The sequence below is a fragment of the Agrobacterium sp. MS2 genome, from assembly GCF_003261015.1.
Taxonomy (GTDB): domain Bacteria; phylum Pseudomonadota; class Alphaproteobacteria; order Rhizobiales; family Rhizobiaceae; genus Agrobacterium; species Agrobacterium pusense.
Genome location: NZ_QLNF01000086.1, coordinates 327915 through 352075 on the forward strand (window position 1 = coordinate 327915; position 24161 = coordinate 352075).

23 protein-coding genes are annotated in these 24161 nt (G+C 60.4%); 11 read left to right on the plus strand and 12 right to left on the minus strand.

What is annotated here, in order from left to right; all coding sequences use genetic code 11:
• The first annotated feature begins 27 nt into the window (after nucleotides 1–27).
• The 5 genes from DOU54_RS24420 to DOU54_RS24440 all read left to right on the plus strand — a co-directional run bounded on the left by DOU54_RS24420 (nucleotide 28) and on the right by DOU54_RS24440 (nucleotide 3970).
• Nucleotides 28–1227: a YcaO-like family protein gene (locus tag DOU54_RS24420; protein WP_113731968.1), complete on the plus strand. Its 1200-nt coding sequence runs from the start codon at nucleotides 28–30 to the stop codon at nucleotides 1225–1227.
• Nucleotides 1224–1940, plus strand: coding sequence for a TfuA-like protein (locus DOU54_RS24425; RefSeq protein ID WP_113731969.1), 717 nt, complete (start codon nucleotides 1224–1226; stop codon nucleotides 1938–1940). Before DOU54_RS24420 ends, DOU54_RS24425 begins: the two co-directional genes overlap by 4 nt.
• Nucleotides 1930–3066 carry a hypothetical protein gene (locus tag DOU54_RS24430; RefSeq protein ID WP_113731970.1) on the plus strand — a complete coding sequence of 379 codons (1137 nt, stop codon included), beginning with the start codon at nucleotides 1930–1932 and terminating at the stop codon, nucleotides 3064–3066. The genes DOU54_RS24425 and DOU54_RS24430 overlap by 11 nt, the downstream gene beginning before the upstream one ends.
• Before the next feature lie 139 nt (nucleotides 3067–3205).
• On the plus strand, nucleotides 3206–3643 hold the full coding sequence (locus DOU54_RS24435; protein ID WP_004445593.1) for a helix-turn-helix domain-containing protein: 438 nt from the start codon (nucleotides 3206–3208) through the stop codon (nucleotides 3641–3643).
• A gap of 93 nt (nucleotides 3644–3736) precedes the next feature.
• Nucleotides 3737–3970 carry a hypothetical protein gene (locus DOU54_RS24440; RefSeq protein WP_004445594.1) on the plus strand — a complete coding sequence of 78 codons (234 nt, stop codon included), beginning with the start codon at nucleotides 3737–3739 and terminating at the stop codon, nucleotides 3968–3970.
• 243 nt (nucleotides 3971–4213) lie between these two features.
• Here the strand turns inward: DOU54_RS24440 and DOU54_RS24445 are convergent, their stop codons facing one another.
• The 3 genes from DOU54_RS24445 to xylF form a co-directional block, all read right to left on the minus strand.
• A complete protein-coding gene (locus tag DOU54_RS24445; protein WP_004445595.1) occupies nucleotides 4214–4996 on the minus strand; it encodes an ATP-binding cassette domain-containing protein in 783 nt (260 codons plus the stop codon).
• Nucleotides 4997–5014: 18 nt separating this feature from the next.
• Nucleotides 5015–6328, minus strand: a complete 1314-nt coding sequence (locus DOU54_RS24450; RefSeq protein ID WP_113731971.1) for a sugar ABC transporter permease — start codon at nucleotides 6326–6328, stop codon at nucleotides 5015–5017.
• A 79-nt stretch (nucleotides 6329–6407) separates the two neighbouring features.
• Nucleotides 6408–7448: a D-xylose ABC transporter substrate-binding protein gene (gene xylF / locus DOU54_RS24455; RefSeq protein WP_004445598.1), complete on the minus strand. Its 1041-nt coding sequence runs from the start codon at nucleotides 7446–7448 to the stop codon at nucleotides 6408–6410.
• A gap of 241 nt (nucleotides 7449–7689) precedes the next feature.
• Here xylF and DOU54_RS24460 point away from each other — a divergent pair, with 241 nt between their 5' ends.
• Nucleotides 7690–8922 carry an ROK family transcriptional regulator gene (locus DOU54_RS24460; RefSeq protein WP_193603454.1) on the plus strand — a complete coding sequence of 411 codons (1233 nt, stop codon included), beginning with the start codon at nucleotides 7690–7692 and terminating at the stop codon, nucleotides 8920–8922.
• 16 nt (nucleotides 8923–8938) lie between these two features.
• On the opposite strand, the gene DOU54_RS24465 is transcribed toward DOU54_RS24460, so the two are convergent.
• The 7 genes from DOU54_RS24465 to DOU54_RS24495 form a co-directional block, all read right to left on the minus strand.
• Nucleotides 8939–10483 (minus strand): glycerol-3-phosphate dehydrogenase, encoded by a 1545-nt coding sequence (locus DOU54_RS24465; RefSeq protein ID WP_113731973.1) that lies wholly within the window; start codon nucleotides 10481–10483, stop codon nucleotides 8939–8941.
• Between the two features lie 161 nt (nucleotides 10484–10644).
• Nucleotides 10645–11061 (minus strand): methylmalonyl-CoA epimerase, encoded by a 417-nt coding sequence (gene mce / locus DOU54_RS24470; protein WP_107340910.1) that lies wholly within the window; start codon nucleotides 11059–11061, stop codon nucleotides 10645–10647.
• 12 nt (nucleotides 11062–11073) lie between these two features.
• On the minus strand, nucleotides 11074–13215 hold the full coding sequence (gene scpA / locus DOU54_RS24475) for a methylmalonyl-CoA mutase (RefSeq protein ID WP_113731974.1): 2142 nt from the start codon (nucleotides 13213–13215) through the stop codon (nucleotides 11074–11076).
• A 134-nt stretch (nucleotides 13216–13349) separates the two neighbouring features.
• Nucleotides 13350–15353 (minus strand): acetyl-CoA carboxylase biotin carboxylase subunit, encoded by a 2004-nt coding sequence (locus DOU54_RS24480; protein WP_113731975.1) that lies wholly within the window; start codon nucleotides 15351–15353, stop codon nucleotides 13350–13352.
• A 43-nt stretch (nucleotides 15354–15396) separates the two neighbouring features.
• Complete coding sequence (locus tag DOU54_RS24485) at nucleotides 15397–15774, minus strand: hypothetical protein (protein WP_004445608.1); 378 nt, start codon at nucleotides 15772–15774, stop codon at nucleotides 15397–15399.
• Nucleotides 15775–15795: 21 nt separating this feature from the next.
• Nucleotides 15796–16692: a glutathione-dependent disulfide-bond oxidoreductase gene (yghU, locus tag DOU54_RS24490; protein WP_113731976.1), complete on the minus strand. Its 897-nt coding sequence runs from the start codon at nucleotides 16690–16692 to the stop codon at nucleotides 15796–15798.
• A gap of 102 nt (nucleotides 16693–16794) precedes the next feature.
• Nucleotides 16795–18327, minus strand: coding sequence for an acyl-CoA carboxylase subunit beta (locus DOU54_RS24495; RefSeq protein ID WP_113731977.1), 1533 nt, complete (start codon nucleotides 18325–18327; stop codon nucleotides 16795–16797).
• A 118-nt stretch (nucleotides 18328–18445) separates the two neighbouring features.
• On the opposite strand from DOU54_RS24495, the gene DOU54_RS24500 reads away from it, so the two are divergent.
• Nucleotides 18446–19864, plus strand: coding sequence for a helix-turn-helix domain-containing protein (locus DOU54_RS24500; RefSeq protein WP_113731978.1), 1419 nt, complete (start codon nucleotides 18446–18448; stop codon nucleotides 19862–19864).
• Nucleotides 19865–19869: 5 nt separating this feature from the next.
• On the opposite strand, the gene DOU54_RS24505 is transcribed toward DOU54_RS24500, so the two are convergent.
• Nucleotides 19870–20526 (minus strand): DNA-3-methyladenine glycosylase family protein, encoded by a 657-nt coding sequence (locus DOU54_RS24505; protein ID WP_193603455.1) that lies wholly within the window; start codon nucleotides 20524–20526, stop codon nucleotides 19870–19872.
• 37 nt (nucleotides 20527–20563) lie between these two features.
• Between DOU54_RS24505 and gluQRS the strand changes: the two genes are divergently transcribed.
• Nucleotides 20564–21463: a tRNA glutamyl-Q(34) synthetase GluQRS gene (gluQRS, locus tag DOU54_RS24510; RefSeq protein ID WP_113731979.1), complete on the plus strand. Its 900-nt coding sequence runs from the start codon at nucleotides 20564–20566 to the stop codon at nucleotides 21461–21463.
• Here the strand turns inward: gluQRS and DOU54_RS24515 are convergent.
• Nucleotides 21431–22348 carry a YihY/virulence factor BrkB family protein gene (locus DOU54_RS24515; RefSeq protein ID WP_004445618.1) on the minus strand — a complete coding sequence of 306 codons (918 nt, stop codon included), beginning with the start codon at nucleotides 22346–22348 and terminating at the stop codon, nucleotides 21431–21433. The genes gluQRS and DOU54_RS24515 overlap by 33 nt on opposite strands.
• A 179-nt stretch (nucleotides 22349–22527) precedes the next feature.
• Between DOU54_RS24515 and DOU54_RS24520 the strand changes: the two genes are divergently transcribed.
• The 3 genes from DOU54_RS24520 to DOU54_RS24530 are packed head-to-tail and all read left to right on the plus strand — an operon-like array spanning nucleotide 22528 to nucleotide 24155.
• Nucleotides 22528–23361, plus strand: a complete 834-nt coding sequence (locus DOU54_RS24520; protein ID WP_113731980.1) for an SDR family oxidoreductase — start codon at nucleotides 22528–22530, stop codon at nucleotides 23359–23361.
• A gap of 16 nt (nucleotides 23362–23377) precedes the next feature.
• Nucleotides 23378–23575 (plus strand): twin transmembrane helix small protein, encoded by a 198-nt coding sequence (locus DOU54_RS24525; RefSeq protein ID WP_004445622.1) that lies wholly within the window; start codon nucleotides 23378–23380, stop codon nucleotides 23573–23575.
• Nucleotide 23576: 1 nt separating this feature from the next.
• On the plus strand, nucleotides 23577–24155 hold the full coding sequence (locus tag DOU54_RS24530; protein ID WP_022563004.1) for a cob(I)yrinic acid a,c-diamide adenosyltransferase: 579 nt from the start codon (nucleotides 23577–23579) through the stop codon (nucleotides 24153–24155).
• Nucleotides 24156–24161: the final 6 nt, after the last annotated feature.

Consider the following 24161-nt stretch of genomic DNA (forward strand, 5'->3'; position numbering starts at 1 on the left):
GAAGCCTTGACCGCTCAAGGTCCTTCCATGTCAGCGACAACGGACAAAGGTGATGCAGACGCTTCCATCTTCGATCCCGAGCTGCTCCGGCGGTTCGGGATTACCCGTGTCGGCGACGTGACCGGCCTCGATATTGTCGGCGTACCCGTTTGGTTTGCGGTTCGCCCCAATTCGCGCGGTTTATCGGTATCACAGGGCAAGGGACTGGTTCCGGCGCAGGCGAGGCTCTCTGCCGTGATGGAGGCGATCGAAGGCGCGGTTGCCGAGGATACCCGCAGACACACGGCCGCTTTCGGCTCAATCCAGGATATGCGCGACAGGGGTTTTCCCTTAATCCCCTTCGAGAGCGTTGGCAGGGTCGATATGGACATGCTCAACCCCCAGCGTGAACGCGCGTGGGTGAAGGGAACATCGGTTCGTCGGCAGCAGGAGATCTACGCTCCCTTTGAGCTGATCGGCATGGATTTTCGAGCGGATTTCCCCTGGGACCGGCAAGCCTTCCTCATGAGTTCGCAGGGCCTCGCAGCCGGTTTCAATCATGACCACGCCGTCCTCCATGCCCTGCAGGAATTGATCGAAAACGACGCCTGCTTTCTCGTGGACGCTTTCGAAACCCGCGCCGTCAGCCCCAGACCGATCCTGTTCCCACCGGGCGTCGAAACATCATTCGACAGGCTTGTCCGGCATCTTTCGGACATCGGTCTGCCGCCCTCCTTCTTTGACATGACAAATGCGCTCGGCGTGCCGGTGGTGATGGCAAGCCTGCCGCGGTCGCTTCATGCGCAGGATGGGCCGGCGACCCGCAGCGCTGCCGGGGCGGCCTGCCGTCCCGACGTTTACGACGCCGCGCTTGCTGCGCTACTGGAGGCGCTCCAGTCGCGGTTGACGGATATTAGTGGTGCCCGCGACGATCTCTCCCCGCTTCGTTATCGGCGTGACGGGGTTGCTTCCAAGCCCGTGGCCCCTGGGGCAAATCAGGCAGAACAGGCACCGGGCAGTCTCGACTTATCGCGTTTCGAAACCGTTTTGCCGCCATGGCGCCAGCTTGCGGAACACCTTTTTGCGCATGGCATCGACGATGTCCATGTTTTTACGCTGGAAACGGGCCTCTCCGGGCTGCACGTCGTGCGCGTCCTGGCAAGCGGGCTGGCCCCGCTCAGCCGCGGAATGCAACGCATATCGCAACGAACGCTCGAGAGTTTTCTGGAGGCCGGGGGGACGACATGAGACCGGTGGTTTTCGCGGGCCCATCCATCCACGGCATTGCCGGCCAGTTCGCCGGCCTCGATCTTCGCGGCCCGGCGGCATGCGGCGATATTCTCGATGCGGTCGGTCAAGGCATCAAGGTCATTGGGCTGATCGATGGGCTTTATGGCGATTGCGCCGCCGTCTGGCACAAGGAAATCCTTTACGCGCTTGCATCAGGCGTCACCGTTTTCGGTGCCGCCAGCATGGGCGCGCTGCGCGCGGCAGAATGCGCCGCCTTTGGCATGATCGGCATTGGTCACGTCTTCGAAGACTATCGGGATGGACGGCGTTTTTCCGATGCCGATGTGGCCGTGAACCACGCCCCAAGAGAGCTCGGTTACAGCCCGCTCACTGTCGCGCTGATTGATGCCGAAGCAACGCTCGCGGCGTGCGGAACCTCCTTCGGGCCCGCAGAGCGGAACGCCCTGCTGGATGCCGCCCGCTCTCTGCATTTCACCCGCAGGACCTGGCGCTCCGTCACCACGGAGGCCGGTCTCGAAGCCGAGGCGGCAAATCTTCTCGCCGCTCATGCTGTTTCCTTCAAACGGAGCGACGCTGCCCTGCTTCTGACCATGCTGAACGGCGGCGCGTTACCGGCCCCACCGCCGCCAGGCTGGAAATTCCAGAATACTCTCTTCTTCCAGCACTTGGCGTCCGGACGGACCGCGGGAGGTCCACGCGGTGACCACTGATCGGCCTTCGCCTCTGATAGCCGATTGCGGCGGCCTCATCGAGACGATCGCGCTCTCGCTGCCCGCCGCTTGGTTTGCCGACGCCGGGATCGGCTTTACCGTTTCACCTCTTGTTCCCATCGGTAACCTGCTTTTGACCCTGCCGCGAAATGTCGCGGTTCCTCTGCTGGTTGATCGTCCGTGCCTTGCAGCCGCGCGGAGCTGGCTCGATCGTCTCGCTGTCACGTGCCAGGTAGACTTGGTGACGCTTGATGAACCCGGCACCGTTCCGCACCCGTGGATACAGGATATGTTCCATGTCCGGCTGCGCGCAGACGCCCTGACACCGGAATTGGTCTCAAGCGGGGAGAGCGCTATGAGCCAGGCGCTTGCAGCCCGTTTAGGCTTCGCGACCGCAATCTCCGATGTCATCTTGCCCGGCGGCAACCAACTTGTCGGCCCGGATTACCGGCTGGTCGGCCACGCCAGCCTGCAGGGCGGCGCAGAAAGCGCGCGAAGCGCGCCGGCCACCCTTTCACGTCGTTGGCTGCGGATCGAGGCTCTTGACCCACGGGCCGTCTTCAGCTTCGGCTATAGGCCGGAAGACCTCGGCGAAACAGTCCAACCCGACCTTTCGCAGACGGGGTCCGGACCGGCAATAGCCGCCAGGAACATCCACCAGTGCGGTTTCCACGTCGATCAGTTCGTTTCGATAACCGGACTTCGGCGCGACGGGCGGCCGCTTCTGCTCGTCGCCGATCCGGAAGCCGGTGACATGCGCTACCCCCGTGCCGCCGAGGAGCTGAAACGGAAGCTGGACGCGTCTGCTCTTTCACTCGCGCGCCAGGGTTTCGCCATCCTGCGAAATCCCGTGCCGGTTTTGCCCACCATCGACACCAACAAATGCCTGCCGAGGCTTTACAACAACGTCCTCCTTGAAAACGTGACGCGCAACGGCGAGACCCAGCCGTTGGTCTGGGTTCCGCATTTTGGCGATCTGGAACTGCTCGCGGACTTCGATGCGGAAAATCGGCGGATATGGGAAAGCCTCGGCTTTCGTGCGATCGGTGTTTTGGGTTTCAGTCATCTTGCAAGCCGCAACGGGGCGTTGCGGTGCGCTACAAAGGTTATAATGCGGGGCCTCTGACAATCGATTCCAGATGAAAAACCCTGTTCTTTTGGCAATAAAGGTTCATAATACCCGTGGAAATTGTGTTGAATGTATACCTTCGACAATATTAATTGACGATCATCGAATTTAGCCCTCACAGCCGGAGGAATTTGTAATGCAAGCGAAACTACCCAGCCCGATCGATGTGCATGTGGGCGCGCAAATCAGAATGCGCCGCAAGTCGCTCGGCATGAGCCAGAGCGCGCTGGCCGGGCGATTGGGCATCACCTTTCAGCAGGTGCAGAAATACGAAAAAGGCGCCAATCGCGTCGGCGCATCACGCCTGCAGGCCATAGCATCCATCCTCGGTGTAGACGTCAGCTCGCTATTCGCCAATGCCACGCCCGACGGCGGAGAAGCCAATCCGGCCCTGGGCTCGATCAACGCCATGCAGACATTTGTCGCCTCCAACGAAGGTTTTTCGCTCAACCAGGCCTTTTCGCGCATCAGGAGCGCCGCCGTGCGCAAGAGTATTGTTGCCCTCGTCACATCATTGGCAGCTTCCGAAGCCATTGAAAATGCTGGCACCGCGGAAACCAAAAACGACGATTGACGCAGGTGTGACGCTCGCGTGACGCTCGATGTGGTCGAAAATGAACAACGCGGTATCACGCGTTCTCATACTGTCGACTGTCGAGAGGGAATCATGGTCACGCCTACCACAGCAGTACTTGAACAGGACGATGCAGACGAGATTCTGGCGCTTGGGCGAATGGTTTCCTACCTATGCCAGCGGTCGAAATCTCTGGAACTCGGCATGTCGACCTATTTCCTGGAAATGGCCTTGTTGTCGCTCGCCCAGGACATCAATCAGCACGGCCTGCCGCTCACAGCCGCGGAGGCGAATGGGGGTGGCTTCGCTCCGGCCGACCTGCATTGAACAGGCGGCCGGCGTAATCTGCAGGATTGAGCGCCTCCATCTCGATCTCCGGTCATGAGGCGTCGGTCCGCTTTTTCCCCTGCCGCTCCGGCGCGGCCGGTCCGTCGGCAGCGCTTCCGGTTTTCTGCAAATCCAATGACAAAGGCCCGGCTTACCACCGGGCCTTTGTCATCAACAAGCGCTGCGAAAGGAAGTCCGAAGCCGCTTCGGATTTTGCGCGTCTTCGGACGGAATATTCGACAGTCAGGATACGACCGCGCCGGGGCCTGCCACGGCACCCGCAGGCACCTTGCCCAGAATGATCATCCCGAGCACTTCGTCCTTGGTCACATCCTGGGTGCGGGCATGGCCCACCACCTTGCCGTTTTTCATCACGAACACACGATCGGCGAGATCGAAAACGTCGTGAATATCGTGGCTGATGAGAAAGATGCCTATGCCCTGCCGTTTCAGCTCCTTGACGAGATCGCCGACCTGCGCGGTCTCCTGCGGACCGAGCGCCGCCGTCGGTTCGTCCATGATAAGGATGCGGGCGTCAAAGAGAATGGCACGAGCAATGGCAACGGACTGCCGCTGGCCGCCGGACAGCGCCTTTACCGGCTCCTTGAACCGCCGAAAATTCGGGTTGAGACGTCCCATGACCTCACGCGCGGAGGCTTCCATGGCGACATCGTCCAGCGTGCCCCATTTCGTCTTCAGCTCGCGGCCGAGATAAAGATTGGCTGCCGCATCGACATTGTCGGCCACGGCAAGCGTCTGGTAGATGGTCTCGATGCCATATTTCTTGGCGTCACGGGGATTGCGGATATCCGCCTCTTCGCCATTGATGAGGATATCGCCGCTATCGCGCCGATAGGCGCCTGAGAGGATCTTGATCAGGGTCGATTTGCCTGCACCGTTATGGCCGAGAAGGGCGACAACCTCGCCGGGGAAAAGATCGACAGAGGCGTTTTCCACCGCGTGGATGCCGCCGAAGGAAATGGAAATATTGCGCATTTCCACGAGGGGCGTGACTTGGTCCGTCATAGGAGTTCTCCTCGGTTCTTACTTGGCGCGGGCGCGGTAGATGGTGTCGAGCCAGACGGCGACGACCAGAACCACACCGACGACGATGCGCTGGAAGGGCGTATCGATGCCCACCAGCACCATGCCGGATTGCAGCGACTGCATGACGAGCGCGCCGAGCATCGCGCCCGCTATGGTTCCGACGCCGCCGGCAAGCGAGGTGCCGCCGATGACGGCTGCCGCGATGGTGTAGAGCTCATCGAGCTCACCCTGGGCATTGGTAGCGGCATTGAGGCGAGCGGTTGAAATCGCCGCGGCGATGGCGCACAGAACCCCCATCAGCGTGAAGATCTTCACCGTCACCCAGCGGGTCTTGATGCCGGCAAGTTCGGCAGCTTCAGGGTTACCGCCGATGGCGAAGACATACCGTCCGAAACGAAGCCGTGTGGCGATAAAGGTCATGACCGCACCGACGGCGAGCGCCATCAAAACGGGAATGGCGATGCCGTGCGGAATGAACAGGCCGCCATCCGGCCAGGCGATGCCGTTGGCATCGGCATAGTTGCGGGCAATGTTGACCGGCCATGGGTAGCTGTTGACGACGGCCACGAAACCGATGACGACAAGGCATCCGAGCGCAGCCAGAAAATACTCCGCCCAGACGGGCCGTAGCGGAAAGCCGAAACGTCGGCGCTGATGACGTGAATTCAGGATTGCCGCCACAATGGCGACGCAGGCGACGGCCGCGGCTATCCAGCTCCATGTCGCACCGATCGAGCCGCTGGTGCCGCCCCCCATCAGGCGGAAGGTGGAATCCATCGGCGCCACCGTGCGGCCGCTGGTGATGAACCACGTGCCGCCGCGCCAGACGAGCAGGCCACCGAGCGTCACGATGAAGGAGGGTACGTTGAGGAAGGCGATGATGGAGCCCTGCAACATGCCGATCGCGCCGCCGACGAGAATGCCGACCGCAAGCGTGACAATCCATGTGGCCCAATGTTCGAAGCCAAGGATCTGCGGCAGGATTTCCGCCTGCATGACACCCATGATCATACCCGAAAAACCGAGGATGGAACCCACCGAGAGATCGATGTTGCGGGTGACGATGACGAGGACCATGCCGGTTGCCATAACGGCCACGGACGCGGTCTGCACGGAAAGGTTCCAGAGATTTCGCGGCGTCAGGAACAGGCCGCCGGACAGGATATGAAATCCGATCCAGATCAGAAGAAGTGCGCCGACCATCCCGAGCAGGCGGGTATCGAGTTCCGTGGCGCTGATGAAGCGCGCAATCGAGCCGGTCTTTTCCGTCTTGGCGGACGCTTTGGAATTGGATTGGGTCATATCGGCCATGAACTGCCGGTGCTCCTCACATCTTAAAGGGCGCCGCGCCATGAACCATGGCGCGGCGCCCGAACCGGGACATATTCGATCAGTCGCAGGCCTTGACGGACCCGGCCTTCACACCCTGGCAGGCGGTTTCCTTCTTGATCCATCCCGCATCGATAACGACGTTCAGATTGTCCTTGGTGATGGCGATCGGCTTGAGGAACACCGATTGCATCGTCACCTTCTTCGGACCTCCGTCAAAAGCGGTGACGCCCTTGATCTCCGTCATCTTCTTGCCACCGGCCAGTTCCAGCGCGATGCCGGCTGCTTCCTTGCCGAGTTCGCGGCTGTCCTTCCAGACTGAGACGGTCTGTGTGCCGAGCGCGACGCGGTTCAGCGCGGCGAAATCGGCATCCTGCCCGGAAACCGGGACCGACCCCGCCAAGCCCTGCGCGGCGAGCGCGGCGATTGCGCCACCGGCCGTGCCGTCATTCGAGGCGACGACCGCATCGACCTTGTTGTTGTTCTTGGTCAGGAACTGTTCCATGTTCTTCTGGGCATTTTCCGGCTTCCAGCCATCGGTATAGGCTTCGCCGACATTCTTGATCTTGCCGCCGTCAATCGCCGCCTTCAGCACTTCCTGCTGGCCCGCAAAGAGGAAATCCGCGTTCGGATCGGAAGATGAGCCCTTGATGAAAACATAATTGCCTTCCGGCTTCACCTTGAAGACTTCGGCTGCCTGCAGACGACCGACTTCCTTGTTGTCGAAGGTGATGTAGAAGGCGTTCTTGTTTTCGATCAGGCGGTCATAACCGACAACCGGAATACCCTCAGCAACCGCCTTTTCAACAGCCGGGCCGATGGCGTCGCTGTCCTGCGCCAGGATGATCAGCGCGTTGGCGCCCTGGGAAATCAACGATTCCACATCAGTCAGCTGCTTGGCCGCGGATGACTGCGCATCGGCGGAGATATACTTTGCGCCTGCCTTGTCGAGGGCTGCCTTGATGGCCGCCTCATCGGTCTTCCAGCGCTCTTCCTGGAAATTCGACCAGGATACGCCGACGACGAGGTCAGCCGCAATAGCGGCCGTATGCAGGGAAACGAGTACGGCTGTACCCGCCAGAAGCTTGGCAAATGAATTCATGATGTCCTCCCGGTAAGAGCGCTGCCCCACACCTCCATGCGGGGAAAACGCCTGAAAAAGCTGCCGGTCGCTGTGGTTTCACAATTTTCTCGACAGTCGAGAAAATTAATGTCAGAGATTCCCCATGCTGTCAACAACGGCTGCGGGCAGCATCCGGGTGCCTTGATCTTGTCCAGCACATGCGCCATGGACAGGTCTAGCACGACAGGAAAAAGGCCGTTCAGGGAGCATGCCCCAGCCCATGTCCGCCATTGCAAGCACGGAACTGGTGCGCCAGAAAAACAGCCTGTCGGTGATGGCCGCACTGCGCCTGCACGGCAGTCTCTCCCATACGGACATGTCGACTTTCACCGGGCTTGCTTCAGCAACCGTTTCCGCCATCACCACCGAGCTTGAGCGGGCGGGCCTCATATTACGGAAAGAACAGCTCGCAACCGCCGGTCGGGGCCGGCCGCGCATTCTCTTCGGGCCACGCGGGGCTTTCTGTCACGTCGCCATCATCATCATTTCTTCAGATAGCGTGCAATATTCGCTGGTCGATTATGCCGGCAAGCTGGTGGACCGCTTTACCGAACAGAGGATCGCCGCTGAAAAAGGCACGTTCGGCGGCGCGATCCTTGGCGGCCTTGCACGGCTTGCCGACCGCTCACGCATCGACAGTCATGATATTCTCCAGGTCTCGATCAGCAGCAAGGGGCTGGTTGATGCGGGCGCGGCAACGCTTCTCTGGTCTCCGGTTCTCGGCGACGAAAAGATAGATTTCCAGCAGCTTGTTTCGCAAGACGGGCGCACCCGCGTGACGTTGAACAACGAGACGCTGCTGGCCGCAAAAGCCATCTGGATGGGAAAGCATGCGAAGGGCAATCCCGCGCCGGATGCCCTCGTTACCCTGTCGCTCGGCCATAGTATTGGCCTTGGCGTCGCGCGTGCAACGGGCGGCACGATCGAGGTCAGCGCCCCCAACTTCGGACATATGCTGCATCTGGCCGACGGCGCCTTGTGCCGCTGCGGCACCAAGGGCTGCATCGAGGCTTATTCCGGCTTCTACGCCATCCTGCGCTCGGCTTTCGAGGCCCCACCTCAGGCCGAACCTGCGAAGTTCGTGCCGATAGCCGAGGTGGACAAGATCGCCGCTTCAGCCCGCGCGGGGGGACGCATGGCGCGGTTTGCGTTCCGCACCGCTGGGCTGGCGCTCGGCAACGGCCTTTCACGCCTCTTCAGCCTGCATGGTCATATGCCGGTTTTCATCACCGGCCCCGGCACACGTTATTTCGACCTCCTGGAAAGCGGCCTGCGCGACGGGCTGGCGCAATCGCAAGCAGTGCGTTTCGGCGGCATGCCGGAAATTGTAATAGCACCGAACGAACCGGAACTGGTGTTCGAAGGGCATATGGAACACGCTCTTTCCGCCGCCGATGACTATATATTGAGTGCAGAAAGCTTTCCGAAACCGGCGAGGAACTCCACAGCCTGACACTAGCGGAAGACGTTCAGGCTCGCTCCACCGCAGCTTCAGCCTTTTCCCTTCCGCCCGTCAGCTTGGATACGAAGTCATCCAGCTCGGCGGCCTCGGCCTTGTTCAGGCGAAGGCCCTGTTTCGTGCGTCGCCAGAGAATGTCCTCGGCCGTGCAGGCCCATTCCTGCTCAACCAGCCAGCGCACCTCGCATTCATAGAGCGTGCCGCCGAAATGCCGGCCGAGCCCGACGGCATCGGTAACGCTGCCCAACAATTCCGCAGCCTTCGTACCGTAGTTTCTGACTAGCCGCTCGGCATGGTGTCTATCGAGGAAAGGATATCGGGAGACAAGCGCCCGCACCTGCGTCTCATATCTCTCCGCGCCGAAATCTCCACCCGGCAGGTGTGAGCCCGCCGTCCATGGCTTGCCCTTCTCGCCGATCGCCGCGCCGATCTTTTCCAGCGCATGTTCCGCCAGCCGTCGATAGGTGGTGAGCTTGCCGCCGAAAATATTGAGGAGTGGAGCTTGCCCGTTGCCCTCCTCAACCTTCAGCACGTAATCGCGTGTGGCTTCCTGCGCTTTCGAAGCACCATCATCAAAGAGCGGCCGCACGCCGGAATAGGTCCAGACGATGTCTTCCGGCCGAACCGGCTCGCTGAAATAGTCGCTGGCGGCGTTGCAGAGATAGGAAATCTCTTCCTCGGAAATGCGAACCTTGGCCGGATCGCCCTTGTAGTCGCGATCCGTGGTGCCGATCAGCGTGAAATCCCGCTCATAGGGAATGGCGAAGATGATGCGGTTGTCAGGGTTCTGGAAGAAATAGGCGCGCGGATCGGAAAACTTCCGGCGCACGATAATATGGCTGCCCTGCACGAGCCGGACATTATGCACATCCTTTCGCCCGAAGACGCCGGAAAGCACCGTATCCACCCAGGGACCAGCGGCGTTCACCAGCATACGTGCCTTGTGCACGCCCGCACGGCCGGTTTTTTCGTCCAGAGTTTCGATGAGCCATAGCCCACCTTCGCATCGTGCGGAAACGACCCGCGTGCGGTTCATGATCGTCGCGCCGCGATTAGCGGCATCGCGCGCATTGAGAACCACGAAACGGGCATCATCCACCCAACCGTCGGAATATTCGAAGGCCCTGGCAAAAGCCGGCTTCAGAGGCTTTCCAGCCGGGTCCTTCCGCAGATCGAGCGTTCGGGTGGCTGGCAAAAGTTTCCGGCCGCCGAGATTGTCATAAAGAAACAGGCCAAGCCGAACCATCCATGCCGGGCGCACCCCGCCCTTCTGAATGGGCAGGACGAAACGCATGGGCCAGATGACATGCGGCGCCATGGCCCAGAGAATTTCCCGCTCCATCAGCGCCTCGCGCACCAGACGAAACTCGTAATGTTCGAGATACCGCAGTCCGCCATGGATGAGCTTGGTGGCGGCGGACGACGTGCCGGAAGCGAAATCGCCTTTTTCCGCAAGCGCCACGGAATAACCCCTGCCCACCGCATCACGGGCAATGCCGCAGCCATTGATGCCGCCGCCGATGACAAAAAGATCAAAAATGTTTTCGCCGGACATGAAGCCTCCGCGACAATGCAAGGGAGAAACCCTTTATGGAAAGACAATAAAAACGAAAACAAAACGAATGTCAAAAGAAAACAAACGAACCACGAAAGCACGTGTGAAAGCGCCGCCGTGAGCATTGCCTCACAGGGTCAGCCTCCTAGGAGATTTTTGTTTCAGCCGTGTGTCTGAGAAACCTGCTCGAGCTCGTAAAGCACCCCGCCCATATCCTTCGGATGCAGGAAAAGAACGGGATTGCCGTGCGCGCCGATCTTTGGCGTGCCATCGCCGAGAATACGGACGCCTTTTTGAATGAGGTCGTCGCGCGCCGCCAGTATATCCGGCACCTCGAAGCAGAGATGATGTGTGCCGCCGCCCGGATTGCGTTCAAGAAAAGTGGCAATCGGCGAGTTTTCCCCGAGCGGGTGAAGAAGTTCGATCTTGGTGTTATCAGCCTGAATGAAAACAACCGTCACGCCATGTTCAGGCAGGGCTTGTGGTTCCGAAACCGCCGCGCCAAGCGCCCTGTAACGGGCAATGGCGGCATCGAGGTCGGGTACCGCGATGGCGACGTGATTCAATCTTCCGAACATGGCCGCCTTCCCTCACACGTTCCGCCTGATGCCTTCGAGCAGGTCGAGCACCTTGTTGGCCGCATCCATGACATTGGTACCGGGGCCGAAGATGGCCGATACTCCGTGGTCGAGCAGGAACTGATAATCCTGGCGCGGAATGACCCCACCGACAACAACGATGACGTCTTGCGCGCCTTTCTGTTTCAGCGCCTCGACCAGCTGCGGCGCAAGCGTCTTGTGCCCTGCGGCGAGCGACGACATGCCGACCACATGCACCTTGTTCTCAACGGCAAGCTCGGCCGCCTCCGCCGGTGTCTGGAACAGGGGACCGGCCAACACGTCGAAACCAATATCGCCGAAGGCAGACGCAATAACCTTTGCGCCACGATCATGCCCATCCTGCCCCAGCTTGGCGACCATGATTCGCGGTTTTGTGCCGATCCGTTCAGCCACACCTGAAAGGCGGGCGGCAAGCGTAGCGAGTTCCGGCTCATCCTTATAAGCCTCGCCGTAGATATCGCTCACCACCTCGGGCACCGCAGCGTGGTCTCCGAAGGCCGCGCGCAGCGCATCGGAAATCTCTCCCACCGTGGCGCGTGCACGGGCCGCGACGACGGCGGCTTCGAGAATATTGCCCTTGTCGCCGCGGGCCACCTCTGAAAGCGCCTGTAAAGCGGCGGTCACGTCCTTGCCATCGCGGCGCCGGCGCGTGTCTTCGATGCGGCGGATTTGCGCGGCCCGCACGGCGGCGTTATCGATATCGAGAACATCGATATCCTCTTCATTCTCGAGACGATAGCGGTTGACGCCGACGATCACCTCCTCGCCCTTGTCCACCGCCGCCTGCCGGCGTGTCGCGGCCTCCTCAATCAGCCGTTTCGGCAGGCCTTCCGCCACGGCCTTTGTCATGCCGCCAAGCGCCTCGACCTCCTCGATCAGCGCCCAGGCCTTCTCGGCCAGCTCATTCGTCAGGCTTTCGACATAATAGGAACCGGCCAGCGGATCGACGACCCTGGTGACGCCGGTTTCGTGCTGGAGGATCAGCTGGGTATTGCGGGCAATGCGGGCGGAGAATTCCGTCGGCAGCGCAATCGCCTCATCGAAGGAATTGGTGTGCAGTGATTGCGTGCCGCCGAGCACGGCGGACATGGCCTCGAAGGCAGTGCGGACGATGTTGTTATAGGGGTCCTGCTCCTGGAGCGACACGCCCGATGTCTGGCAATGGGTGCGCAGCATTAGCGACGACGCCTTTTGCGGCTTGAATTCCTCCATGATGCGTGACCAGAGCAGGCGCGCGGCGCGCAGCTTGGCCGCCTCCATGAAGAAATTCATGCCGATGGCGAAGAAGAACGACAGGCGGCCGGCAAAATCGTCAACATTCAGCCCCTTGGCCAGCGCTGCCCGCACATATTCACGGCCATCCGCGAGTGTGAAGGCAAGTTCCTGCACCAGCGTCGCCCCGGCCTCCTGCATGTGATAGCCGGAAATGGAGATGGAGTTGAATTTCGGCATCTCTCTCGCCGTATATTCGATGATGTCGGCGATGATCCGCATCGAGGGTTCGGGCGGATAGATATAGGTGTTGCGGACCATGAACTCCTTGAGGATGTCGTTCTGGATGGTGCCTGAAAGCGCTGCACGCGGAACACCCTGTTCCTCCCCCGCGACGATGAAACTGGCAAGGACGGGGATGACCGCGCCATTCATCGTCATGGACACCGAGACCTTGTCGAGCGGGATGCCGTCGAACAGGATTTTCATGTCCTCGACGCTATCGATCGCCACACCCGCCTTGCCGACATCGCCCTCCACGCGCGGATGGTCGCTGTCATAACCGCGATGGGTAGCGAGATCGAAAGCCACGGAAACGCCCTGCTGACCGGCGGCCAGCGCCTTACGGTAAAAGGCATTCGAGGCTTCCGCGGTGGAGAAACCGGCATATTGGCGGATGGTCCAGGGCCGTCCCGCATACATGGTGGCGCGCGGGCCGCGGGTGAAAGGCGCAAATCCCGGCAGGCTGTTCAGATGGGAAACATGTTGCAGGTCGTCGGCCGTATAGAGCGGCTTGACCTCGATACCCTCGGGCGTGTGCCAGACGAGTGTGTCCGGTGAGCGCTTCAGCTCCTTCTCAGCAAGGTGAAGCCAATCCCGCACCGTTTTTTCACCCGACATGCATCTCTCCCCGTTTGCATTTCGCTCTAGCATTCTGGCGGGAGATCAAGGCAAGATTCGCCCGGCCCGCCCGCGGGTCCGACCCCGTAAACCGCCCCGGCCGGGATCCGTTCCGGAAAAACCGGCAGCGACCTTCACTCGAACTCGAGAATAACCTCATCCACAGCGAGACTATCGCCGGGTTTCGCCGCCACTCTCGCAACACGACCGCGTTTTTCGGCACGCAGGATGTTTTCCATCTTCATGGCTTCCACCGTCACCAGTGCCTGCCCGGCCTCTACCTCGTCACCCTCACCCACCGAAATACCGGTGATGACCCCCGGCATGGGGCAGAGCAGCAGTTTCGACGTATCCGGCGGCAGTTTTTCCGGCATCAGCAGCGCCAGTTCCGCCACGCGCGGGCTGCGCACGCGGGCGAGAACATCCATGCCACCCCAGCGCAGACGAGCCGCTGCGCCTGCAAGATCGACCTTGACGGCAATGACCTCGCCCGCCACCGTAAACAGGCCAAGGCTTTGACCGGGAAGCCAGCCGGTATCGATGGTGAGCGCTGTCCCGTCTTCAAAACGGACCGCCGCGCCATCCGCACCGGTTTCAATGCTGAGCCGGTGGCGAAACGCACCAAACGAAACCATCCAGTCTTGCCCGATAATGCGGCGATGATTGCCGATGGTACCGGAAATTTCCACCGCTCGGTTCTGAACACGCTGATTGATGATAGCGGCAATGGCAGAAAGCCTGCGTGCTGCGGCTTCATCCGGCTCGACGCCGGAGAAGCCTTCCGGAAACTCTTCCGCGATGAAGCCCGTCGTGAGGCTGCCAGAGCGAAAGCGTTCATGCTGCATGACGGCCGACAGGAAGGGCAGATTGTGGCCGATGCCCTCCACTTCGAAACGGTCGAGCGCCCGCCCCATGGCATCGATGGCCGTTTCGCGATCCTTGCCCCAGCTGCACAGCTTGGCGATCATCGGATCGTAATACATCGAAATCTCGCCGCCTTCGAAAACACCGGTATCGTTGCGGAGAATGGTGCCGTTTTCCTGCGCCCCCTCCTGCGGCGGCCGATAACGCGTCAGACGGCCGATCGAAGGAAGGAAGTTGCGATAGGGATCCTCGGCATAAAGCCGGCTTTCGATCGCCCAACCGTTCAGCTTCACATCCGCCTGTCCGAAGGACAGTTTTTCACCTGACGCCACACGGATCATCTGTTCTACCAGATCGATGCCGGTAATCAGTTCCGTTACCGGATGTTCCACCTGCAGACGGGTGTTCATTTCGAGGAAATAGAAGTTGCGGTCGCCATCAACAATGAATTCCACCGTGCCGGCGGAGTGGTAACCGACCGCTCTCGCCAGCGCCACGGCCTGCTCGCCCATGGCATGCCGAGTCGCCTCGTCCAGAAACGGCGACGGCGCTTCCTCGATGACCTTCTGGTTACGCCGCTGGATAGAGCATTCGCGCTCCCCGAGATAAAGGATATTACCGTGCCTGTCGCCCAGCACCTGAATTTCAATATGGCGCGGCTGGGTGACGAATTTTTCGATGAAGATGCGATCGTCACCAAAAGAGGATTTCGCCTCGTTTTTCGAGGACTGGAAACCCTCGCGCGCCTCAGCGTCGTTGAAGGCGATGCGCATGCCCTTGCCGCCACCGCCGGCAGACGCCTTGATCATGACCGGATAACCGATCTGCGAGGCGATCTTCACCGCCTCATCCGCATCCTCGATCAGCCCCATATGGCCGGGTACGGTGGAAACGCCGGCTTTCGCAGCCAGTTTCTTCGACGTGATCTTGTCACCCATGGCCTCGATCGCGCCGACTGGTGGACCGATAAAAACGACACCCGCCTTTTCCAGCGCCTGCGCAAAGGCAGCGTTTTCCGACAGGAATCCGTAGCCCGGATGGACCGCATCCGCTCCGGTCTTCTTGATCGCCTCAAGGATCTTGTCGATGACGATATAGGACTGTGACGAGGGTGCCGGGCCGATATGAACGGCTTCATCTGCCTGTCTCACATGCAGCGCATTGGCATCGGCATCCGAATAGACCGCAACGGTGGCGATGCCCATCTTCTTCGCCGTCTTGATGACCCGGCAGGCAATCTCGCCGCGATTGGCGATAAGGATTTTCTTGATCATGCGGTTGTTGCCCTCTCCCTCAGCACAAACCCTTAAACAGCCCTCAAATCTCGAAAAAATTCTCGAAGGATTCCGGGAAATTCTGCCGGGCGACGCGTTCGTCTATGACGAGCATTGCCTGATAGGAAACAGGGTCGAAATTTTTCTCCGCAGGTACGACCTCGCGGCCGAAAAGCAGGTTGAGGCGGGCGGCGTCGAGATTGCCGCGCTCGAAGGGCTCGGCACCGAAATGGTGCCAGAGCGAGTGCAGAAAGGCGGCATCGATGCGATGCTCCTTGGTGTCGTTGCGCGCCCGGCGGGGTATCATCTTGATCGGTGTTACCCCTTTGGGATTGGCGCGGCGGATGGTGAACTGGACGCCCGTGCTCGGCATACCGGAAGGAAATCCCTTGTGTTTGGTCATTTCGGGCAGGTTCGCCATCTTTAGTCCTTCTTGTATCTGTTACGCCTTGCCGATCTTGTCCTGTGTCTTCGTGTCGAAGTCGGAGGCATCGTGGCGTTCATGTAATTGTTCAGACGGATCGCCGGAGGTCTTGTTGACGATCACGCCGCGTTTTACAGCAGGGCGTTCGCCGATTTCCAGCGTCCAGCGCATGACGTTCTTATAACCGTCTGCTTCAAGGAAAGCACCCGCATCGCCATATGCCTGGCCAAGCGCGATCTTGCCATACCACGGCCACACCGCCATGTCGGCAATCGTGTATTCCGAACCGGCGAGATAACGGTTTTCGGCGAGATGGCGATCCAGCACGTCGAGCTGGCGTTTGACTTCCATGGCGTAACGATCGATGGCGTATTTGATCTTGATCGGCGCATAGGCATAAAAATGGCCGAAACCACCGCCAAGGAAGGGGGCGGAGCCCATCTGCCAGAACAGCCAGTTCAGCGCCTGCGTGCGGGCATTGCCCTCCCTCGGCAGGAAGGCGCCGAATTTTTCAGCGAGGTAAACGAGGATGGAGCCGCTTTCGAAAACGCGCGTCGGCTCAGGCGTCGAATGATCCATCAGCGCCGGGATCTTTGAATTCGGATTGACGCCGACGAAACCGGAACCGAACTGGTCGCCTTCGCCGATCTTGATCAGCCAGGCATCGTATTCGGCGCCCTTGTGGCCGGCAGCAAGCAATTCTTCCAGCATGATGGTGACCTTCTGGCCATTCGGCGTCGCCAGCGAATAAAGCTGCAGCGGATGCTTTCCGACGGGAAGTTCCTTTTCATGGGTGGGACCGGCGACCGGCCGGTTGATATTGGCGAACTGGCCGCCATTGCCCCTGTCCCAGGTCCAGACCTTGGGCACTTCATACCCGGCGGGGAAATTATCTGCTGAGGATTTTTCGGCCATGAAAATGTGTCCTTGTGCGTTTCAAGAGGACATCCGGACATCCGGGCGCCTGAACATCCATATAGTAAGGTGGCCGAAGCATTTTTCCAGCCCTTCAGCAGATCAGAGCGGAATGGTGTCGTGTTTCTTCCAGCGGGTTTCCACGCTCTTGTTGCGCAGCGACGCAAACGCGCGGGCGATGCGGCGGCGCGAGGAATGCGGCATGATGACCTCATCGATAAATCCGCGCTCCGCCGCGACGAAGGGATTGGCGAAACGCTCCTCATACTCTCTTGTGCGCGCAGCGATCTTCTCGGGATCGGCAAGCTCCGAACGATAGAGGATTTCCGCCGCGCCCTTGGCACCCATCACGGCAATTTCGGCCGTTGGCCAGGCGTAGTTGACGTCCGCCCCGATATGTTTGGAGGCCATCACGTCGTAAGCCCCGCCATAGGCCTTGCGGGTGATCAGCGTCACCATCGGCACTGTCGCCTCCGAATAGGCGAAGAGAAGTTTTGCGCCGTGCTTGATGACGCCGCCATATTCCTGGGCCGTGCCTGGCAGGAAACCCGGCACATCCACCAGCGTCAGCAACGGAATGTTGAAGGCGTCGCAGAAGCGCACGAAGCGGGCGGCCTTGCGCGAACTGTCGATATCGAGGCAGCCGGCCAGCACCATCGGCTGGTTGGCGACGACGCCGACCGTCTGGCCTTCGAGACGGATGAAGCCGGTGATGATGTTTCGGGCAAAGGCCTCCTGCAATTCGAAGAAATCGCCCTCGTCGGCCAGCGCGTGGATCAGCTCCTTCATATCATAGGGCTTGTTGGAACTGTCGGGGATCAGCGTATCGAGCCGCGCTTCCAGGCGCGCCGGATCGTCGTGGAACGGCCGCACCGGCGGCTTTTCGCGATTGTTGAGCGGCAGGAAATCAAAGAGCAGCCGCACATGTTCCAGCGTCTCGATGTCGTTTTCGTAAGCGCCATCGGCAACGGACGATTTTTTGGTATGGGTGGAGGCCCCGCCCAGTTCTTCGGCCGTGACAATCTCGTTCGTCACCGTCTTCACCACATCCGGCCCCGTCACGAACATGTAGGAGGTGTCACGCACCATGAAGATGAAATCGGTCATGGCAGGCGAATAAACCGCACCGCCCGCACATGGCCCCATGATGACGGAGATCTGTGGCACGACGCCGGAGGCGACGACATTACGCTTGAAGACATCGGCATAACCGCCAAGCGAGGCCACGCCTTCCTGAATACGCGCGCCGCCACTGTCGTTGAGGCCGATAACAGGCGCGCCGTTACGCACCGCCATATCCATGATCTTGCAGATTTTCTGCGCATGGGTCTCGGATAGCGAACCGCCGAGCACGGTGAAATCCTGGGAAAACACATAGACCTGCCGGCCATTGATGGTGCCCCACCCGGTCACGACGCCGTCGCCCGCGATCTTCTGACCCGCCATGCCGAAATCCACCGCCCGGTGGGTGACATACATGTCGTATTCTTCGAAGGAACCCTGATCCAAGAGCACGTCGATGCGCTCGCGCGCCGTCAGCTTGCCCTTTGCGTGCTGCGCCTCGATGCGCTTGACGCCGCCACCGAGCCGAGCCTCTTCCCGCCGCGTTTCCAACTGCTCCAGAATGCCGGGCATGTATCCTCCATGCGTTATGCCACGATCAATAACCCAGAAAATACTCTGCCAGAAGCCTTGATCGTGCGCGTATGCGTGCCATAAATATTTGCAATATTTAATTTTGCAAAGTTGCAACATGGCGACGGAAAAACTCTTCATCGGCCGCAAGGTGCGCGGCCTTCGCGAAAATGCCCGCGCCACGCAGGCGCAATTTGCCGAACGGCTGGGCATCTCCGCGAGCTATCTGAACCAGATCGAAAACAACCAGCGCCCCGTTTCGGCCAGCGTTCTGGTGACGCTGGTGGAAAAATTCCAGCTCGACATGGCGGAACTGGCGACAGGCGAAAGCGACCGGCTGGTTTCAGCCCTGCGCGAGGCGCTGAAGGACCCGCTGTTCATGAATTATGAACCGGGGCTTCAGGAGTTGAAGCTGATTGCCCAGAACGCACCTGGTTTTGCCCATGCGCTGCTGCGGGCCCATCAGGCCTATCGCCAGAACAGCGAACAGCTAGTGCAACTGGATGACCGCCTGGGCCGCGGCACCGCACAGGTTGAAAGAACCCCCTATGAGGAGGTCCGCGATTTCTTTCACTTCGTCGACAATTACGTTGCCGAGATTGATCTTCTGGCCGAGGAGCTGGCGCAGGAACTGGAGATCGAGGGAGGCGAGACCGACAGCATTCTGTCAGCGCATCTCAGGAACCGTTACGGCATCCATATCACAAGAACCGCGGCGGCAGGCGGGCTGATCCGGCATTTCGATCCTGTCGGCAAAACGCTCGCCCTCAGTTCCTACATGGCCGCATCCACCCGCTGTTTTCAGCTCGCGTTGCAGATCGCCCAGCTTCACGCCGGCCCGACGGTGGACAGGGTGCTGGCCGGCGCCGGTTTCCGCAACACGGAAGCGGCCGAAATCTGTCGCATCGGACTGCACAATTATTTTGCCGCAGCGCTCATCCTGCCCTATGGGCAATTTCACCGGGCGGCACAGGAACTGCGCCATGATCTCGAACTTCTCGCCGTGCGTTTCGGCGCGAGCCTTGAGCAGGTGGCCCACCGTCTGAGCACCCTGCAGCGCCCGGGCATGAAGGGCGTACCGATCTTTTTCGCCAAGATCGACCGCGCCGGCAACATCACTAAACGCCACAGCGCCACGCGGCTGCAATTTGCCCGGTTTGGCGCGGCCTGTCCGCTGTGGAATATCCATCAGGCTTTCGAAAGCTCCGACAGGATCGTGCGGCAGCTGGCGGAAACACCTGACGGCGTGCGCTATCTTTCCATCGCCACCCAGATCGAAAAGGCCGGCGCCGGTTTCAATACGGAAAGACCGCGTTACGCCATCGCACTCGGCTGCGAGATTTCCCATGCGCAGAATTTCGTCTACGCCGACACGCTCGATCTCGGCAATGCGGCTTCCTTCAAACCGATCGGCATTTCCTGTCGGGTGTGCGAAAGGGTGGATTGCGTGCAGCGCGCCGTGCCGCCGCTGAAACGCAAGCTGCATTTCGATCATCTTTCACGCGGCGCCCTGCCCTATCGGATTGCCGATTTTTGACCCGCTCAGGGCAGTGGCACCATCGCGCGCCGCATGATGTTGGCGTAATAACCCCAGAAAAGCCGGGCGGCGACGGAGCGCCATGGCGACCAGAGTGTCGCGCGTTCCGCGAGCCATTTCGCTTCCGGCCTTATCTCCAGATCGAGCGCATGTGCCACCGCTGATCTCAGCGCCACATCGCCAACGGGAAAAATATCCGGATGGCCTCCGCAGAACATCAGATAGACCTCGGCCGTCCATGGGCCTATGCCACGAAGCGCCACGAGTTCAGAAAGGGCTGCACTCCCCTCCTTGCGCACCACGCCGTCAAGGTCGATCTGCCCTTCGGTAACGGCGCGAGCCAGTCCTTCCAGCGTCGTCGCCTTGGCGCACGAAAGGCCGAAAGTAGCCCGCAATTCCTCCGGTGCGCCGAGATAATTTTCCGCCGTGACCGCGCCGCCCGTCCCGGTGAGAATACGCGCCCATATGGCAGTGGCGCTGGCGCGCGACACCATCTGCGAGACGACGATATGAGCAAGGCCGGCAAAGCCGGGCTCGTGGATGCGCAGTTCCAGCGGACCGGCTATCTCAATGACAGGGGCAAGTGCGGGGTCGAGGCGGGCGAGATGCTCCAGCCCTTCGCTGATGTCATCCATCCCGGTGATGATTTTCATGTCGGTCATTCCATATGCCGCACCCGCTGGCGGGGTGCATTAAAACATGGCAGAAGAAACCATGCCTTCATCCATCCGTCAAAAACCGGTTTACCGTTTCGCACCAAGCCCCAACGGCCCGCTGCATCTCGGCCATGCGCTTTCCGCATTCCTGAACCATGACATGGCGCTGAACAATGGCGGCCGCTTTCTGCTGCGTATAGAGGATATAGACCAGACGCGCTGCACGCCGCAGCTGGAGCAGGCGATCTATGATGATCTCGGCTGGCTGGAACTCTCTTGGGAAGAGCCAGTGCGGCGACAATCGGAGCATTTCGATGAGTACCGGATGGCGCTGCACAGGCTGATCGAGGAGGATCTTGCCTATCCCGCCTTTCTCAGCCGTGGCGAAACCAGGGCCATTGTCGGTGCCTTCGAAGCGGAAGGCGGGACATGGCCGCGCGATCCTGACGGAGCGCCGCTCTATCCGTCCGTCGACCGCGAGAGGCCGAAGGCGGAACGGGCGGCCCTGCTCGCATCCGGCCGGCAACACGCCTGGCGGCTCGACATGGACAAGGCGATCCGCGCCGCCCATACCCCACTGTTCTGGCAGGAGAGCGGCGACGGGGTGACGGGCCAGATCGAGGCCCTGCCCGCGCTCTGGGGCGATGTGGTGCTGTCGCGTTCCGACGCGCCTTCGAGCTATCATCTTTCCGTTGTGGTTGACGATGCACTGCAGGGGATCACCCATGTGGTGCGCGGCATGGATCTCTTCCATGCCACCGCCATCCAGCGGCTGCTGCAGCAGCTGCTGGACCTACCGCAGCCCGCTTATCATCATCACCGACTGATTTTGGGCACGGACGGGCGCAAGCTTTCGAAAAGCGAAGGCAGTACCGGGCTTTCCGCCCTTCGCGCCGAAGGAGCGACGCCCTCAGATATCCGCCGGCTTGTCGGCCTCCTCTAGCGCCTGCCCGCGGCGCGCGCCATTGCCGCCGATGTTACGGCGGATGATCTGCCGGACCTTGTATTTCATCAACGCGGCATTCACCTCCGCGCCGAGCATGAAGATGACGCCGACCATATAAAGGAACACCAGAACCACCATGACGGAGGCGAGACCGGCATAGGTGGCGGCATAATTGGCGAAGGTGGAGAGATAATAGGCGAAGATAGCCGCGCCGATGACCCAGAATATCATCGTCAGCAAAATACCCGGCCAGACATCCCAGATGCGGCGCTTGCCTGCGGGTAGCCACAGATGCGCCGCCACCAGCCCCGCCGTCAGCACCACGATGGTGCCATAAAGGCCGAGGCTGGAGATGGTGTTCAGCACATCCGTCAGCCACGGAAACCGCCGTTCGGCGAAGGACATGGCGACCGGCACGGCGACGAGCACGGTGCTGATGCCGGCAAAGACCACAACGGCAATCAGGACATAAAGCAGGCTGAGCAGCCGGGTCACATACCACCAGCGCGTTTCCGTGACGCGATAGGCGCGGTTCAGCGAAATGCGCAGCGCCTCGACGCCATTCGAGGCAAAGTATGCGGCCGCCAGCACCGAAATCGTCAGCAGGCCGCCGCGCGGGATGGTGAGAACCTGCTGCACCTGAGCTGCCAGCGGACCGGCAATCGCTTCCGGCCAGGTGTCGAAAATCAGATGCACCGCCGTTTCTGAGAACTGGTCGGCGCCCAGAAAACCGGCTAGCGCCGTGCCGAAGATCAGGAACGGAAACAGCGCGAGCAGGATGGACAGCGCCATGTGGCTCGCCATCGCCCAGCCGTCATCCTCGGCGAAATGGGAATAGGCATCGAAGGCAACCTTGCCTGCCAGGCGCACTGCGGCAACCATGTCGCCTCCATTCATCGGCATTTTATTTGTAACTTCGCCCCGAATATGGGAAATCAGCTTCGTTTTGTACAGCGCGCAAGCTGACCTTTCGGTTCCCGAAGGACACGGATTTCGCGCGATTGGATTTTAACGGGCCGGGTAATCGGACCAGAGCGACAGTCGGTTTCCCGGAGCGGCAAATGTCTGAAAAACCCGTCATCATCATCACCGGATGTTCCTCGGGGATCGGCGCCTATTGCGCCGGCGCGCTCCACCGGGACGGCTGGCGGGTCTTTGCCACCGTGCGGCGCATCGCTGACATGGCAGCCCTCGAAAATCAGGGCATAGAAACCCTGATCATGGATTACACAAAGTCCGAAACCATCGCCGCGCTGGTGGACACCGTCGCCGCCCGCACCGGCGGCCGCATCGATGCGCTTTTCAACAATGGCGCCTATGGCCAGCCGGGCGCGGTGGAGGACCTGCCAGTCGAAGCGCTGAGAGCCCAGTTCGAAACCAATATCTTCGGCTGGCACGATCTGACGCGGCGGGTCATTCCCTTTATGCGGGCGCGTGGTGCGGGCCGCATCGTGCATTGCTCGTCCATTCTCGGGCTCGTGCCCTATCGCTATCGCGGCGCCTACACCGCTTCGAAATTCGCGCTTGAGGGGCTGGGCGTCACCCTGCGCATGGAGCTTCAGGACAGCGGTATCCATGTCAGTCTGATCGAACCCGGCCCGATCACGTCGAAATTCACTACGACGGCGCTTGCTCATATCAATGAGCATATCGATCTCGAAAACTCGGCCCATGCCGCAGAATATAAACGCCAGCTGGCGCGTATGGATGGTTCCGGCCCCGTCAACCGTCACAAGCTCGGCCCGGATGCCGTTTATGCCGTGCTGAAACACGCCCTGACGGCTGCAAGGCCGAAACCACATTATCCCGTTACCGTTCCGGCCAAACAGGGGCTTATGCTGAAACGGCTCTTGCCTGCCGGACTTTTCTATCGTCTGCTGCGCAGATTCGATTGAGGAGGAGTAATACCGCATGTCCGGCTTCACCACCGTTCTGGCCCTTATCGTCATGGGGCTTGTCGTCATCGTGTTGATACGCGGCCTCTTCAACATGCTGAAGGGACAGGACGCCAACCGGTCCAACAAGCTGATGCAGCTTCGCCTGCTTCTGCAGGCCATTGCCATCGCTCTGATCATGCTCACCCTCTGGCTCACCGGAGGCGGCCGCTGACATGGTGAAACTGAACAAAATCTACACCCGCACCGGCGACAAGGGCACGACGGCGCTGGTTTCCGGCCCGCGCCGACCGAAGCACGATCTGCGCGTCGAAGCCTATGGCACGGTGGACGAGACCAATTCGGCCATCGGTGTCGCGCGGCTTCACACGGCTGGGCTGGAAAAGCTGGATGCCATGCTTTTCCGCATCCAGAACGATCTTTTCGACCTCGGCGCCGATCTTGCCACGCCTGACGATGGCGAACCGCTGCCTTACGAACCGTTGCGTATAGTCGAAAGCCAGGTCACACGGCTGGAAAGCGAAATCGACGACCTCAACGCCACCCTCGAACCGTTGACGTCCTTCGTGCTGCCGGGCGGCAGCGCCGCGGCGGCAAATCTGCATTTGGCACGCACGGTTTGCCGGCGCGCAGAAAGGCTGATGGTGGAGCTTTCCGTCACCGAGAATGAGATCGTCAGCCCGGCCGCCATCAAATATGCCAATCGCCTCTCCGACTTCCTGTTTGTCGCGGCCCGTTTCGCCAATGATGCCGGCAAGGCCGACATATTGTGGGTTCCGGGCAAGAACCGCTAAGGCGTT

Bases quoted from the DNA above. Each gene is read 5' to 3' on its own strand.
- DOU54_RS24525 (WP_004445622.1), top strand. From the start codon at position 23,378: ATGTCCGGCTTCACCACCGTTCTGGCCCTTATCGTCATGGGGCTTGTC.
- DOU54_RS24515 (WP_004445618.1), bottom strand. From the start codon at position 22,348: ATGGTTGCCGCAGTGCGCCTGGCAGGCAAGGTTGCCTTCGATGCCTAT.
- gluQRS (WP_113731979.1), top strand. From the start codon at position 20,564: ATGGCAGAAGAAACCATGCCTTCATCCATCCGTCAAAAACCGGTTTAC.
- mce (WP_107340910.1), bottom strand. From the start codon at position 11,061: ATGTTCGGAAGATTGAATCACGTCGCCATCGCGGTACCCGACCTCGAT.
- xylF (WP_004445598.1), bottom strand. From the start codon at position 7,448: ATGAATTCATTTGCCAAGCTTCTGGCGGGTACAGCCGTACTCGTTTCC.
- DOU54_RS24425 (WP_113731969.1), top strand. From the start codon at position 1,224: ATGAGACCGGTGGTTTTCGCGGGCCCATCCATCCACGGCATTGCCGGC.
- DOU54_RS24505 (WP_193603455.1), bottom strand. From the start codon at position 20,526: ATGACCGACATGAAAATCATCACCGGGATGGATGACATCAGCGAAGGG.
- DOU54_RS24530 (WP_022563004.1), top strand. From the start codon at position 23,577: ATGGTGAAACTGAACAAAATCTACACCCGCACCGGCGACAAGGGCACG.
- DOU54_RS24445 (WP_004445595.1), bottom strand. From the start codon at position 4,996: ATGACGGACCAAGTCACGCCCCTCGTGGAAATGCGCAATATTTCCATT.
- DOU54_RS24450 (WP_113731971.1), bottom strand. From the start codon at position 6,328: ATGGCCGATATGACCCAATCCAATTCCAAAGCGTCCGCCAAGACGGAA.
- yghU (WP_113731976.1), bottom strand. From the start codon at position 16,692: ATGGCCGAAAAATCCTCAGCAGATAATTTCCCCGCCGGGTATGAAGTG.
- DOU54_RS24440 (WP_004445594.1), top strand. From the start codon at position 3,737: ATGGTCACGCCTACCACAGCAGTACTTGAACAGGACGATGCAGACGAG.
- DOU54_RS24495 (WP_113731977.1), bottom strand. From the start codon at position 18,327: ATGCCCGGCATTCTGGAGCAGTTGGAAACGCGGCGGGAAGAGGCTCGG.
- DOU54_RS24465 (WP_113731973.1), bottom strand. From the start codon at position 10,483: ATGTCCGGCGAAAACATTTTTGATCTTTTTGTCATCGGCGGCGGCATC.
- DOU54_RS24420 (WP_113731968.1), top strand. From the start codon at position 28: ATGTCAGCGACAACGGACAAAGGTGATGCAGACGCTTCCATCTTCGAT.
- DOU54_RS24485 (WP_004445608.1), bottom strand. From the start codon at position 15,774: ATGGCGAACCTGCCCGAAATGACCAAACACAAGGGATTTCCTTCCGGT.
- DOU54_RS24500 (WP_113731978.1), top strand. From the start codon at position 18,446: ATGGCGACGGAAAAACTCTTCATCGGCCGCAAGGTGCGCGGCCTTCGC.
- scpA (WP_113731974.1), bottom strand. From the start codon at position 13,215: ATGTCGGGTGAAAAAACGGTGCGGGATTGGCTTCACCTTGCTGAGAAG.
- DOU54_RS24460 (WP_193603454.1), top strand. From the start codon at position 7,690: ATGTCCGCCATTGCAAGCACGGAACTGGTGCGCCAGAAAAACAGCCTG.
- DOU54_RS24435 (WP_004445593.1), top strand. From the start codon at position 3,206: ATGCAAGCGAAACTACCCAGCCCGATCGATGTGCATGTGGGCGCGCAA.
- DOU54_RS24520 (WP_113731980.1), top strand. From the start codon at position 22,528: ATGTCTGAAAAACCCGTCATCATCATCACCGGATGTTCCTCGGGGATC.
- DOU54_RS24480 (WP_113731975.1), bottom strand. From the start codon at position 15,353: ATGATCAAGAAAATCCTTATCGCCAATCGCGGCGAGATTGCCTGCCGG.